At 46.1% G+C, this 12,646-nt stretch carries 16 protein-coding genes and 1 pseudogene; 9 read left to right on the top strand and 8 right to left on the bottom strand.

All coding sequences use genetic code 11. From position 1 onward, the window contains the following. Positions 1–215 (top strand): annotated as a pseudogene (locus tag Q0R35_RS11795) (chromosome segregation protein SMC); the annotation flags it as partial. 3 nt (positions 216–218) lie between these two features. Beyond that, complete coding sequence (locus Q0R35_RS11790; protein WP_295618062.1) at positions 219–869, top strand: DUF3226 domain-containing protein; 651 nt, start codon at positions 219–221, stop codon at positions 867–869. A 206-nt stretch (positions 870–1,075) separates the two neighbouring features. Here Q0R35_RS11790 and Q0R35_RS11785 read toward each other — a convergent pair whose 3' ends face one another. The 3 genes from Q0R35_RS11785 to ald all read right to left on the bottom strand — a co-directional run bounded on the left by Q0R35_RS11785 (position 1,076) and on the right by ald (position 4,036). After that, positions 1,076–2,206 (bottom strand): alanine--glyoxylate aminotransferase family protein, encoded by a 1,131-nt coding sequence (locus Q0R35_RS11785; protein WP_295618059.1) that lies wholly within the window; start codon positions 2,204–2,206, stop codon positions 1,076–1,078. Between the two features lie 155 nt (positions 2,207–2,361). Continuing rightward, positions 2,362–2,922, bottom strand: coding sequence for a hypothetical protein (locus Q0R35_RS11780; RefSeq protein ID WP_295618056.1), 561 nt, complete (start codon positions 2,920–2,922; stop codon positions 2,362–2,364). A gap of 22 nt (positions 2,923–2,944) precedes the next feature. Beyond that, complete coding sequence (ald, locus tag Q0R35_RS11775; protein ID WP_295618070.1) at positions 2,945–4,036, bottom strand: alanine dehydrogenase; 1,092 nt, start codon at positions 4,034–4,036, stop codon at positions 2,945–2,947. A 282-nt stretch (positions 4,037–4,318) separates the two neighbouring features. Here ald and aat point away from each other — a divergent pair, with 282 nt between their 5' ends. Then, a complete protein-coding gene (gene aat, locus Q0R35_RS11770; RefSeq protein WP_295618053.1) occupies positions 4,319–4,924 on the top strand; it encodes a leucyl/phenylalanyl-tRNA--protein transferase in 606 nt (201 codons plus the stop codon). Positions 4,925–5,044: 120 nt separating this feature from the next. Here the strand turns inward: aat and Q0R35_RS11765 are convergent, their stop codons facing one another. Both Q0R35_RS11765 and Q0R35_RS11760 read right to left on the bottom strand, forming a co-directional pair. Next, positions 5,045–5,467 (bottom strand): response regulator, encoded by a 423-nt coding sequence (locus Q0R35_RS11765; protein ID WP_295618050.1) that lies wholly within the window; start codon positions 5,465–5,467, stop codon positions 5,045–5,047. Positions 5,468–5,565: 98 nt separating this feature from the next. After that, positions 5,566–7,047, bottom strand: coding sequence for a glycosyl hydrolase family 57 (locus Q0R35_RS11760; RefSeq protein ID WP_295618047.1), 1,482 nt, complete (start codon positions 7,045–7,047; stop codon positions 5,566–5,568). Between the two features lie 310 nt (positions 7,048–7,357). Between Q0R35_RS11760 and Q0R35_RS11755 the strand changes: the two genes are divergently transcribed. The 4 genes from Q0R35_RS11755 (at position 7,358) to Q0R35_RS11740 (ending at position 9,479) form a co-directional block, all read left to right on the top strand. After that, a complete protein-coding gene (locus Q0R35_RS11755) occupies positions 7,358–7,915 on the top strand; it encodes a rhomboid family intramembrane serine protease (RefSeq protein ID WP_295618044.1) in 558 nt (185 codons plus the stop codon). A gap of 150 nt (positions 7,916–8,065) precedes the next feature. Continuing rightward, entirely contained in the window at positions 8,066–8,419 is a 354-nt protein-coding gene (locus Q0R35_RS11750) for a hypothetical protein (RefSeq protein WP_295618041.1), read from the top strand. Between the two features lie 102 nt (positions 8,420–8,521). After that, the gene (locus Q0R35_RS11745) at positions 8,522–8,845 is read left to right on the top strand and encodes a phasin family protein (protein ID WP_295618038.1); all 324 of its coding nucleotides are present in this window, start codon (positions 8,522–8,524) and stop codon (positions 8,843–8,845) included. A gap of 106 nt (positions 8,846–8,951) precedes the next feature. Beyond that, positions 8,952–9,479 carry an FKBP-type peptidyl-prolyl cis-trans isomerase gene (locus Q0R35_RS11740; protein WP_295618067.1) on the top strand — a complete coding sequence of 176 codons (528 nt, stop codon included), beginning with the start codon at positions 8,952–8,954 and terminating at the stop codon, positions 9,477–9,479. Here the strand turns inward: Q0R35_RS11740 and Q0R35_RS11735 are convergent. Continuing rightward, positions 9,476–9,616, bottom strand: coding sequence for a hypothetical protein (locus Q0R35_RS11735; protein ID WP_295618073.1), 141 nt, complete (start codon positions 9,614–9,616; stop codon positions 9,476–9,478). The genes Q0R35_RS11740 and Q0R35_RS11735 overlap by 4 nt on opposite strands. On the opposite strand from Q0R35_RS11735, the gene Q0R35_RS11730 reads away from it, so the two are divergent. After that, the gene (locus tag Q0R35_RS11730; protein WP_295618035.1) at positions 9,604–10,269 is read left to right on the top strand and encodes a sigma-70 family RNA polymerase sigma factor; all 666 of its coding nucleotides are present in this window, start codon (positions 9,604–9,606) and stop codon (positions 10,267–10,269) included. The two genes, Q0R35_RS11735 and Q0R35_RS11730, sit on opposite strands and share 13 nt — an antisense overlap. A 106-nt stretch (positions 10,270–10,375) precedes the next feature. Beyond that, positions 10,376–10,873 carry an anti-sigma factor gene (locus Q0R35_RS11725; RefSeq protein ID WP_295618032.1) on the top strand — a complete coding sequence of 166 codons (498 nt, stop codon included), beginning with the start codon at positions 10,376–10,378 and terminating at the stop codon, positions 10,871–10,873. Positions 10,874–11,110: 237 nt separating this feature from the next. On the opposite strand, the gene Q0R35_RS11720 is transcribed toward Q0R35_RS11725, so the two are convergent. Further along, complete coding sequence (locus Q0R35_RS11720) at positions 11,111–11,770, bottom strand: hypothetical protein (RefSeq protein ID WP_295618029.1); 660 nt, start codon at positions 11,768–11,770, stop codon at positions 11,111–11,113. Between the two features lie 132 nt (positions 11,771–11,902). Then, positions 11,903–12,511, bottom strand: coding sequence for a macro domain-containing protein (locus Q0R35_RS11715; RefSeq protein WP_295618026.1), 609 nt, complete (start codon positions 12,509–12,511; stop codon positions 11,903–11,905). Positions 12,512–12,646: the final 135 nt, after the last annotated feature.

Genomic DNA, 12,646 nt, shown 5'->3' with positions numbered 1-12,646 from the left:
TCATTTGTAAAACTGCTGAAAAGCTAGATATTCAAGTGTTTGCAACCACTCATAATAGTGACTGCTGGAAAAGTCTGGCGGAAGTTGCTAATTCTGATGACATCCCCAGCGACGATATCGCGATCCATCGGATCGAGCGAGGAAAAAAGACGAGCATTGTCTTCAATGAAGAAGAAATGGCGATCGCGGTCGAGCGAGATATTGAGGTGCGCTAACTAATGGCAATTTATAGAAAGGTGCTGCTAGTTGAGGGTCAAGATGAGAAGAGAACTATCCCCGAATTGATAGAACTTAATGGGATTGATTGGGGTAGCGGTAAAAATACGATCGTTCATATCAAAGATTATGAAGGTTATGAAAATATAATTAAACCAGGATCGATTTCGACCGAACTTAAAGCGGATGGTATTGAGGCTTTAGGTATATTGTTAGATGCTGATGAAAACCCAATCGATCGATGGATAGCGATTAGAAATGCTTGCCGCAATAGCAGATCGATCTCAAATATATCTGAAGAATTACCAGAAGATGGTTTGATTATTGAAGCTGATAATGGCGTTCGAGTTGGTATTTGGATTATGCCTGATAATAAGTTGCCAGGAATGTTGGAGACATTTCTAGGATATTTACTACCTACAGATACTTCTTCGTTGTGGGAGTTTGCTGGTGAAGCTATTAATCAGGCAAAAGAAAAGGGTGCGCCTTTTACTGAATATCATCGAGATAAAGCTCGTATTTATAGCTGGCTGGCTTGGCAAAAGCCACCAGGTAGACAGCTTCATCAGGCAATCAAAGAGAGAATTCTAGATCCCCAGCATCCAGAAGCGCAGCAGTTTGTGAGCTGGTTTCGAGAGCTATACCAATTATGACGATTTAACCGATCGATAATATAAAGGGTACAGCAGATTGCAAGCAGATAAAGACTTCCACCTGGAACCTGCGCGAGTTCTTAAATACTCATGGTCAGTATAAATAACCGATTTATCGAACCAGAATAAATCTTGCCCCAATAGACAATACTTTAGCCGATCGAGCGCGATCGGCGATGTTAAAAAGATTGGAAATTAATTAATGATTAAATAACTTGCTTTAATGCCGCAATCAATCGATCGACACTTTCCTGCTTGCTGTTATACCCCATCAAACCTACCCGCCACACTTTACCCGCTAACTCGCCCAAACCGCCACCGATTTCGATATTATGCTCGGTGAGTAGTTGTTTGGCGACAGTTTTACCATCGACACCATCGGGGATACAGACAGTCGTGAGGGTGGGTAACCGATATTGTTTTTCGACGTGCATTTTCAGCCCGATCGATTCTAAACTAGACCACAAATACTCAACGTTTGCTTGATGTCGAGTCCAACTATTATCGATGCCTTCTTCGGAGACTAACCGCAGAGCTTCACGCAAACCATAGTAGAGATTGATGGGCGCGGTATGATGATACATCCGATCGGTACCCCAATATTTGCCCAATAGCAGCATATCTAGATACCAATTCGGTACCTTTGTCTTGCGGGCTAATAATTTTGCCATTGCGCGGGGACTCATTGTAAATGGCGATGCGCCAGGAGCGCAGCCTAAGCCCTTCTGAGAGCAGCTATAAGCCAGATCGACCCCCCAATCATCGAGGTGAACTGGCACGCCGCCTAGGCTAGTTACGGTGTCGAGCAGCAGCAAACAGTCGTACTCCCGACACAATTCGCCCACGCCTTCAACTGGTTGGCGGCAGCCTGTAGATGTCTCAGCATGAACCAATCCCAAGATTTTCGGACGGTGGGTAGCCATTGCAGTGCGGAGTTCGTCGAGGGAGAAATTTTGACCCCAAGGTTTAGAGATGGTGCGAACATCTGCACCGTAGCGTCCCGCCATATCTACCAATCGATTCCCAAAATATCCCGCTACCCCAATTAGCATCACATCTCCAGGCTCGACACTATTGGCGACTGTTGCTTCCATCGCCGCCGTACCAGTCCCGCTGACTGCGATCGTATGGGGGTTATTGGTTTGCCAAGCATATCTTAATAGGGACTGAATTTCGTCCATAATCTGCAAGAATGCCGGATCGAGATGTCCTAAAGGGGTCGTACTCATCGCTGCTAAGACGGTAGGATGAGCATTACAAGGCCCAGGGCCAAGTAAGAGACGGTTGGGGACACTGAGGGGTTTTAGGTGTTGTAGTTGGTTGGTATCGATCGACATGGGCGGTTTTTAACAATAGATTTAGCTTCCATTATTACCCGATTGCCCAGCATAGCTCAATTAACTCGCCTGCTTGCGACTGTTTGCTGTTTGAACGTTGTTTATCAAGGTTTTCGAGTGGGCAGCTTGCTGGCTGTGCTTTGGATTGAAGACAATCATTTGACGGCTACCAACGTCATTTCTACCTGCTTAATCAGATTGCTATAAATTTCGCTCTCTTTGACTAATCTGTTTGCATCCGTCGCACTCTCTGGATATCGATCTGTCCACACTTGACTTGGTGTATAAACAACTTCAGTCACCTCAAAATCAACATCTAAATAAAGGGCAAGTAATGTAAACGCTTTACCTCTTTCTTGCCACTCTCGATTGAGTTGTTTTGAGAACATGCTCAATCCCACTGTAGTGATGGGACGAACGTGAGTTGGATCGTGAAAAAAGCTATCACTGCGATGATGGGGAACCGTAATGTGGAGTTTTGCTCCTGGCATACAAATTCGATACAACTCCTGAATAATTTTTAAATAAGTTGCTGTCTGTTGTCCGAGATGCTCTAGTACGTGGTGCAGTTCGATCTCCACTACAGTATTATCGCCCCAAGGATAGGGGAAAGTTTCGAGATCGAAGCGAAGATCTGGATCGCCAAATTTATCAACATTGATGTAGCCGTCAAGTCGTTTTGCTCCACAACCTAAATTTAAGCGTAAATTATCCATCGCTCGCACTTTACTTTCTGGCTTAGTCGCTAGCTAAATCTGGAAAAACCGATCGCACGGCTGGATGGACGATCGATCCACCGCGTACATTTACTCCTTTAGCCAAATTGAGATCTAGAGCCAGCGCGTCTAAACCACGATCGGCTAGTTTAATTACGTATGGCGCGGTACTATTATTTAAAGCTTGTGTTGCCGTCCACGGAACGGCTCCAGGCATATTTGGTACGCCGTAATGGACGACACCCGACTCGATATACACGGGACTGGTATGAGAAGTCGGGCGTAGCGTCTCGATACAACCCCCCTGATCGACAGCGACATCGATTATGACCGAACCCGGTTTCATCTGCTCGACAATCGCCTTAGAGACGAGAATCGGCGCACGTTTGCCCAAGATTAACACCGCCCCAATTAACAGATCCGCACTGCGAACGGACATTTCGATATTGTCAGCATTGCTGTAAAGATAAGTCACGCGCGAGCCAAAGATGGTTTCCAGATAGCTCAATCGATCGACATTCACATCTAGAATCGTTACCTGTGCGCCCATTCCCACCGCCATCCGCGCGGCTTCAGTACCCACGATTCCCCCACCCAGGATAGTGACTCGTCCGGTTTGTACGCCCGGTACCCCGCCGAGGAGGACACCGCTACCGCCCTGTTGTTTCTCTAGATATCTCGCCCCAAATTGCACTGATAGTCTCCCAGCGATGATGCTCATTGGTGCGAGGAGCGGGAGTTTCCCATCTGGTAATTCTACTGTCTCATAAGCGATTGCACTGACCCCGATATCGATGAGTTGCTCGGTTAAAGTGCGATTGGCGGCGAGGTGGAGATAGGTAAACAGAATTTGGTTTTTTTGAAGGTATGAGTATTCTGTCGAGAGGGGTTCTTTAACTTTGACAACCATTTCCCGATCCCAAGCAGCAGCGGCGGTGGGGACAATTTTGGCTCCAGCTTGAATATATTCGGTGTCGAGAAAACTAGAACCCACTCCAGCATTGGTTTCGAGATATACTTGATGTCCTCGATCGGTTAACGCCCGCACGATACTCGGAGTCAATCCGACTCTAAACTCTTGGTCTTTGGTTTCTTTGGGAATGCCAATATCCATATTTTCTGCTTGTGGTTCTCGTCTCACTTACTATCATAATAGAGACAACGCGGCTTTGAGAAAGAGTCGTGGGCTACTAAGTGGGAGAGTAAGGAGTACAGTTCGGCTATCGCTCACTGACCGGAGTAAGAAGTAAGAAGTAAGGAGTAAGAAATAAGAAGTAAAGAGTAGGAATTTTAAGCGTGCAATTACCTTTAAAGCCAAACTGTATCCCCTAATAGCCAAAGCCTAAAACCTAAAACCTAACGCTTAACGCCTAATACCTAATACCCAACACCTATCGTGAAATACCATTTATCAGCAATTATTGAAGGCTATTCGCAGGGTTATTTTTTAATGGCGGATGATGAAGATAGCGGTCTTCAATGGTATTCTAGCAACGAACATGCGTTAATTCCGTTGAACGATCGGTTTCGCTATCCGACATCTTTGCGGCGGGTTATCAATCAAAACCGTTTTACTGTGCGGATTAATGGAGATTTTCGAGCGGTTGTTAAAGGTTGTGCCGAGCGAGATACAACTTGGATTTCAACCGAACTTCAGGATATTTACTGGGAATTGTGTCAAGCTGGTTGGGCGTATAGTTTTGAAACTTGGCAAGGCACTGAATTAGCCGGAGGGATTTTAGGCTTGGCGATTGGGAGTGCGTTTATTGGGGAATCGATGTTTTTTAACATTCCCGAAGGCTCGAAGGTGGCGATGGTAAAACTTGTCGAGCATCTGCGCCAGCAGCAGTTTACGCTATTCGATGCCCAAATGACCAATCCTCATCTAGAACGTTTTGGCTCTTACACGATCGAGGCTAAAGCATATCAGGATTTGCTGACTCGTGCGATCGGGCAAAAGTGTAAGTTCGATCTTTCGATGGGAGATGGGAGTAAGGAGTAAGAAGTAAGGAGTAAATATTTATTTTGTTTGTAAATCGATCTCGATTCGATCGAATAAAAATTTAGGGTAGGGGTAATTCATGAATTACCCCTACTACCCTATTTTTTGAGACTGTCGAGGTTAGCCAGCTCTGAGTTGTTGACGATGGCGGGAATGCAGTAATAAACTAACTTTACCTAGCAGCTCGTCGATCGATGCGGGTTTGCTGAGGATGTCATCGGCTCCACATTCTAATCCCAGTACTGCTTGAGATCGATCGAGTGAAGTAAATAGTAGAATCGGTGTCAAATCCCAAACTGAATTACTACGAATCCGTCTAGTCATCTCAAACCCATCAATTTGGGGCATATTAACATCGAGAATAATTAAATCTGGCGGTAACAGATTCATAATTTGCAAGGCGATCGATCCGTCGGTATATGCAATTGTTTCATATCCTGCGGAGGATAAAATTGCATCGGTAATCGATAGAATTTCTGGAGCATCATCAACAATGAGAATTCGATTGGTATCTAACCTGCCACCTACGATCGCTGGTTTCATTTATTAAAGTTTTTTTAATAAGAGGGACGGAAACTAATATAGGTCAATATAATACCCGATTTGTTCCAATCCCAATGGGTCGGATTTCCGACCGACATTTAACTCACTAATTCTAACCCGCGCCGATATAATTCTCGTGCGTATTCAGTCCAAGTCCCTTGACCCCAGTAGCGAAAGCAACTAGTCTGTACCAACAGATTGTAGAGCAAAGCTGCTTGATAATCCGATCGCGAGGTCACACTCGGATCGGCACTGACTAAGGCATCGAACTTTTGATGAAACAACGCGCTCAATCGATACATCGGATCTAATACATTATCATAGCCCTGTACCCAACTCAGATTATTCGTCCAAGATGCGCCATCCATATGAAAGGTATGGTCGGTTTTTTTCAGGGCTTCGATCGCATTTTCGACAGAGCGGGTATCGGCATGTTCGGGATTTACTAATTGCCAAATTTTATGCTGTTGCACTCCTTGACAAACTGGGTAATCTGCTTCAGCTATGCCGATACTTGCGAGTAATTCTAAATATTCAGTCCCGTTGCACCCGACAACCCCATTACTTTGACCTTTAATTTCGTGCCACGGGCGCGGAAAATCGCGGGGGAATTCATTCATCATCACGCCCCCATTTTCACCATCGGCAATTTGAGTAACCAAACACGGAATCGATTTCCCGGCTAGTTGTTGTTTGCCCCGACTTTTGGCTTCATAATAAGGCTGCATCTGAGCGACTAATTTGGTATCCGATCCTTGGGTTTTAATTAATGCCGTAATACTTACCGTTTGCCCCTGAGAATTCCGCGCCACGAGGCGATTGGGTAGATATTTGTTATCTTGAGTTAAACTCCCACCATCGAGCTGTTCGACAGAATGCTCTTGCACCATCAACCACCGATAACCGCACTCCTTGAGAGCTTTAATATACTCATACAATACATCGGGATGATTGGGTAAATGCATCTCTGGCGGTGAGAACCCTTTCACCCGCCCCAGTGCTTCTAAGCCAAATATCTCCGCAAAATGATGTTGCCATGCCTGAATCTGTAACTTAATATCGGGAGTCGGCGTAGAAGGTACCACAGCATGGCTCCACATCGTCCCCAGCCACTCGACATGCGGCTGATACTGTCGATCGCATGTAATCTTTTTCAAGTGGTCTAGCACGTCATTTCGCCCCATCTGCTGCAATCCCCACAACAGGTTTCCCGAATAGTCGAGCATAATGCGCGGGTTGCAACCTTGTGCTACTAAGTCGGGGATAAATTCACCCATCCGCGCATAGCACCAGGCAAATACACCCGCATTATGATTGTCGCCTTCGCCTTGATGCTCGAACATGTATTGCAGATGTCCGATGAGTTCGCCATCTGCGCCCGCCGGAATAGTGGGTTGATGCATGTGGAGCGCGCACGCAAACCCCGCTGTCATCTCATTTAGATGAAGATTGCTAGTGGGCAAAAAGATCGGTTCGTCACGATTGACAGCCGCCTGAATCTCGGCTTCGCGCCCACAGATACTGGGCAGCTCGGAGGCAATGTAGGCAGAATCAGCGGTGGTAGATGAAGTAGAAATCATGACTGGCTCCTAATCTGACGATTGACTTTTTACCATACCAAACTACCTTTGCCGCGATCGCTCTCTCTGTCGGAAACTTAACTTTAGGCTTTAGGTTCTAGGTTTTAGGTTTTAGGCTTTGAGTTGGCAATTATCAGCACTATCCACACTTCTCCTTACGGAGACGCTACGCTACGGCTGTCGCGTAAGTCGCAAGCTATCCACTATCCACTAAAAGCTCATTTAGCTGAACCCTCGCCGATCGCATCGGGAATTGCTAATCTAGATAAGGTAGTTAAGATCGATCGCAACCGTAAACTAGGCAAGCACGATGAAAGAGATTGTTAGCGAAATTAAATCCCAGATTTGGATTCTAGGTAGCATCGTCGGATTGATGTGGCTGGTGGAGGTGCTTGATGTGTCTGTCTTTCATTACCAGCTCGACACTTGGGGTATTTTACCCCGTCAGGCGATCGGGTTGCGCGGAATTTTATTTGCACCATTTTTACATGTCAACTACGCCCACCTGAGTGCCAACACCGTGCCATTTTTGATTCTCGGTTGGCTGATTATGTCTCAAAGCATCGCTAACTTTGTCATCGTCTCAATTATCTGTGCGGTTGTCGGGGGCTTTGGTACGTGGTTATTTGGCGCAACTGGCTTACATATCGGTGCTAGTGGCGTGGTGTTTGGCTATATCGGTTATCTACTCGCTTTGTATTATTTCGATCGTCGCTTGAGTTCTGGACTAATTGCACTATTTGTCGGTTTTAGCTACGGTAGCGTGCTGTGGGGCATTTTCCCCTCATTACCAGGCATTTCCTGGGAAGGACATCTGTTTGGATTTTTGGGCGGGATTCTGGCAGCTAAATTGGTGCCAAAAAGTTAATTTCCGAGCAATTCAGGAAAAATTCATTAATTTAACTAGTAAATCTCATACAAAAGTCCGATCTAATTCGATCGCAATTCATCGACAATAAGTTGAGGCAACCAGAGATATCTCATAATATTGTTGTTGCATTCCCACCAGATCTTTTGTATGCATTTCCTAGAACCAGAAGAAGAAGATTATTTATTCTGCCCCCCCTTCGATTGGGACGATCTGTTTACAGAGGAGACTTTTGGCGATCGACTGCGACTTTTCTACAATCAGTTTAATTGCAGTACCCGCGCCTTGCTCGATGCTGCCCTGTTCCGAGAAATCGAACACAATTCGATCGTCGTCGGTTTAGAAATTTTGTGTGAAAATCAAATCGTTTACAAACGCACGCTCCAAAAATATCAAAAAATTGGTAACCAAATTCGGTGGATTTGGCCAGAGACAGTAACCCAGTTTGAAATTCTCGTTCCCAGAGGCTCCGATCGGTGCGGACGTGTATTTAAACTACGATAACGATCTGCGGATGCTATAAATCGACAATGTACCAGATTCGGATATCTACCCGATCGCGAGTTCCGCTCCCGACTAAAATAGGAGTAACGATCGATATTTGCTATGGATAACAACAACTGGCTGCAACAAATTTTAACTATCGGTTTGGGCACGACTTCCTTAGTCGCCGATCGCGTTAAAGAAATGAGCGAACAATTGGTCAAAGAAGGTAAGATCGATCCCGACCAAGCAAAATCATTTGTCGATGACCTGATGGGGCAGATGAAGCTCGATCCGGCTAACTTTGAACTTCAGATGCAGCGGATGATTCGCAATGCCATGCAGGATCTGGGCGTACCGCGTCAGAACGAAATGGACGAACTACGCGGACGGATCGACAGGCTCGAACGTCAAGTCCGAGAGTTGGAAAATAAACTCTGGAAATAACAGAATCGAGACTAATATTGCAAGATTTGAACTTATGATGCCATTGCCCTAGCCATTAGCCACTGATGACTATAATCAAGTAGTGGTTAAAATCAAATTGAGTCTCATGCAAGAAATTTTAGTCAGTTTAGGATTGATGCTCGGATGTGGGATCTTAATCCTCGTCTTTCAGTTTGCGGTAGGGACACCAGATGCAACTGCTAACGCCATCCTCAACACCCCCACGATGGCAACTGTCAGCCAATCTACATCCACACCTTCTAACTTAATTGCTATGGATAATAACGAAAATCAAGTGACAACGGCTTCGGGACTAAAATACGTCGAAATTACCGAAGGTACGGGCGAACTCCCCGCTAAAGGGCAAACGGTGTCGGTTCATTACACTGGTACCCTAGAGAACGGCAAGAAATTCGATAGTTCTCGCGATCGCAACTCTGCTTTTGAGTTCCAAATTGGCGAAGGACAAGTGATTAAAGGCTGGGACGAAGGACTCAGTACCATGAAAGTTGGCGGTCGTCGCAAGCTGATTATTCCCGCAGAATTAGGTTATGGAGCGCGCGGTGCTGGCGGTGCGATCCCTCCTAATGCTACTCTGATCTTTGATGTCGAATTACTCAAGATTAAAGCCTAAGTCTCGGTCGGTTGGAAGCGCAAGCCGATTTCCAACCGCCAAGTACCCAAATCTAGATTTGGGAACATCACTGGCTCAATGATGGTCATGGAAAAGTGAGGATGCTCGCACAACCATAACCGCCATGAGTCAATCACTTTCCCTATCTTGGTCCCAGCTTGAGGAAAACCTCCCTCGAACCAGAGTGCAAGTAGCTAAATTAGATAAATTACCGAATAATGAGCTGATTTTGCTCGCTCAGTCTGGGTTACGCGCAGATCGAGCCGCTCTAGCCGAACTAATGCGTCGGCATCAGTCTCACGTCGATCGGATCTTGTACCACTTGGCTCCAGATTGGCAAGATCGAGCGGATCTAGCTCAGGAAGTGTGGATTCGGGTCTACAAAAATATCAAGAGTCTCAACGAGCCAGAAAAATTTCGCGGCTGGCTGAGTCGGATCGCGACTAACCTGTTTTACGACGAACTCCGCAAACGCAAGCGGGTGGCTCCACCATTATCGCTAGATGCACCGATTAACGTCGGCGACGGGACGATCGAATGGGATATTGCATCCGATACTCCCAATCCCTCAGAACACCTCAGTACGGTGGAATTTTACGACCAATTGAAAACCGCGATCGCCAATTTACCCGCCGCTTTCCGGACGACGATCGTCCTGCGCGAAATCGAAGGACTCTCCTACGAAGAGATTGCGGATGTAACTGGAGTCTCGATCGGGACTGTAAAATCACGCATTGCTAGAGCCAGAGCAGGATTGCAATCGCAGTTAACTGGCTATTTTGAATCGTAACTAAGTCCCCAAAATTGGGAATATTAGCAATATATTTAGATTTAGCTTGCTAAAATTAAAAAATATTTGAAGTTGAGACACACACAGGAGAATTGAGGTTCGGAACATGACTGACAACTTCGATGGGGAGCGATCTGGGGACGTTTTAGACGAACGGTTTGAATTGCTCAGTGCCTATCTAGATGGAGAGGTGACCCCTAGCGAGCGCAAGCAAGTAGAAGCTTTGCTGGCAAACGATATCGCATTTCAACGCCAGTATCGCCAAATGCAACAAATCCATGTGGCAATTCCCCGGATGGTGGTACCCAGCAGCCAATCGGCGGCGGCTCTATCTACAGGCGTATTTGCCAAACTCGATCGCCAGCGCAACCGCAAATTTGCCTGGATTGGTGGCGGTACAATCGCCGCAACATTCATCGCCGCAGTCACTGGCTTGAGTGGTATAATTGGTGATAACAGCCCACAACTTCAATTCGCGGCAAATAAAGCCAATACGCCCGCACCACTAATGCTGGCACTCAACGATCCGATCCTGGCGATGCCAGCCAAGAGCGAGACAGTAATCGAGCTACCAATGTCTTCGCCAGAAGTTAACGCCGATTAATCTTCAGTGAGCGATCGATAACGTCTAAACCATACTGTAAACGGCTAAATATTGGACTTCGCAGATTGAGAAGCTAGAGACACAAACCCGACTGTCTTGTCGGGTTTCTAGTATAACTCTAAAAAGTCTAGTTTCTAAGCGTTCCTAATATACTATTTAAAAAACCCTTGTCAGGGCAATTGATGATTTGCGCCGACAAGGGTTTTTTTAGCGATCGAAAGTACGCACTCAGACTGTCTACATCAAAATTTTGGCTAACTTGATGCCGCAAACCGCGCTAATCAACCCACAAACTAAGCCATTTACCAGAATCGACACGCCCCAAGCGATTTGAGCGAAAGTGGTAAAATCACCACCAGCAGATCTAAACGTGCCATTTGCCAGTAATAATAGTTGCCATCCAAGCCAACAAAACAGCAAAATCGAACAGACACCGAGGATACCACCCACGACCGCACTCCCAAAGCCTGCAACCCAAGCATGAGATCGATCGAATTTGCCACCCTCTTGCATTAACCGATAGCGTACCAGCATTAACATTCCCGCTAAAGTCGCACCCGCAACCGCTCCACTCGGTGCCACGATCGAATAGCGGAGATAAGATAATAGGTAAAAAGGTAAAGCTGCGAACCAGCCATATTCCGAGGTTACGGGTACTTGAGTAAAGTCGATAAGATCTGCCCAAGAGCCAATCCAAGTCACTAACAATGGAGCCGCCAGTTTACCAAACAGCACGGTACTAATCGCGACAATAAAAGAACCAGCCAGAGAGCAACCGATCGTGATGAATAAAGACCAAGCCGAGCGGGTTTTCCAGGTAACTATCGCCCCAGAGATAATACCAGGAGCGAGGATGATACTTAGGTAAAGGAGGTGGATTAATTGAATTTGCAGCATAGGAAACGATAGCAGAGTCTAGATCGCTATTAGTAGTTATAGTAAAATTTGTTACTAACAGCATCAGTATATTCCACAAGTATGTGAATTGGTGTGAGTTCGATTCTCCATCGGAGAGGCTCTCGGTTACGACTAATCAATCGGCTCCCAAATCTCCAGTTGTCTGGATGCGGCTACAAACCCGTTGAGAAATTTTGGGGGATAGATAAATCGATCGTAAGCTAATGCCATTTGTCTGGCAGCTTCAGCGGGGGGCATCTGCCCGATTCCCGTTCCCAATCCCGGACACGCGATCGTGGTAATCTGGCGATCGGCATGGCGATTGTGTTGTCTGACGGCTAATAGCATCGCCCACATCGCGATGTAAGGAATATCTGTACCGACAATCGGCATCGGTACGCGCATCGTTGGGGTATGTGCCAGCCAGGGGTGTTGGGGGTGTCCGGTTGCCACAATGATGGAAGTACCTACCGATTGTTCTCCTAAATAGTCATCGAGAATCTGTTCTTGGACTCGTTCCATTAGAGATTTGCCAAAAAATTTGGTAATGGCGGCATCTACACCACCATCCATCATGCCAAAAGAATTTCCAGGACTGACGAGACAATCGTAGCTAGCTAGTCGCTCGAAGCCATAGTTGGCGACTTCTACGTTTGGTAAATAAGCAAAGCGTTCTTGAAAGGCTATGGCGAGGTTGTAGTTAGTAGCGACCAGAATCAGTTTGATGGTTGGATCTTGCATATGAGATCGAACTTAGCAAGCTCGATCGCATTTGTCAAACAGATCTCAATGCGATCGATTAAGTTAGCTTCAACTAAAAATCGCCCCCTAACTAGTAAAGAGCGATTTTTTAGTTTGCGATTCAAACACAAGGCT

The sequence above is a fragment of the Chamaesiphon sp. GL140_3_metabinner_50 genome (assembly GCF_025361915.1).
Classification (GTDB): Bacteria; Cyanobacteriota; Cyanobacteriia; order Cyanobacteriales; family Chamaesiphonaceae; genus Chamaesiphon.
The sequence above is the reverse complement of the archived record's forward strand: the minus strand, read 5'-3'. Positions and strand labels throughout refer to the sequence as shown.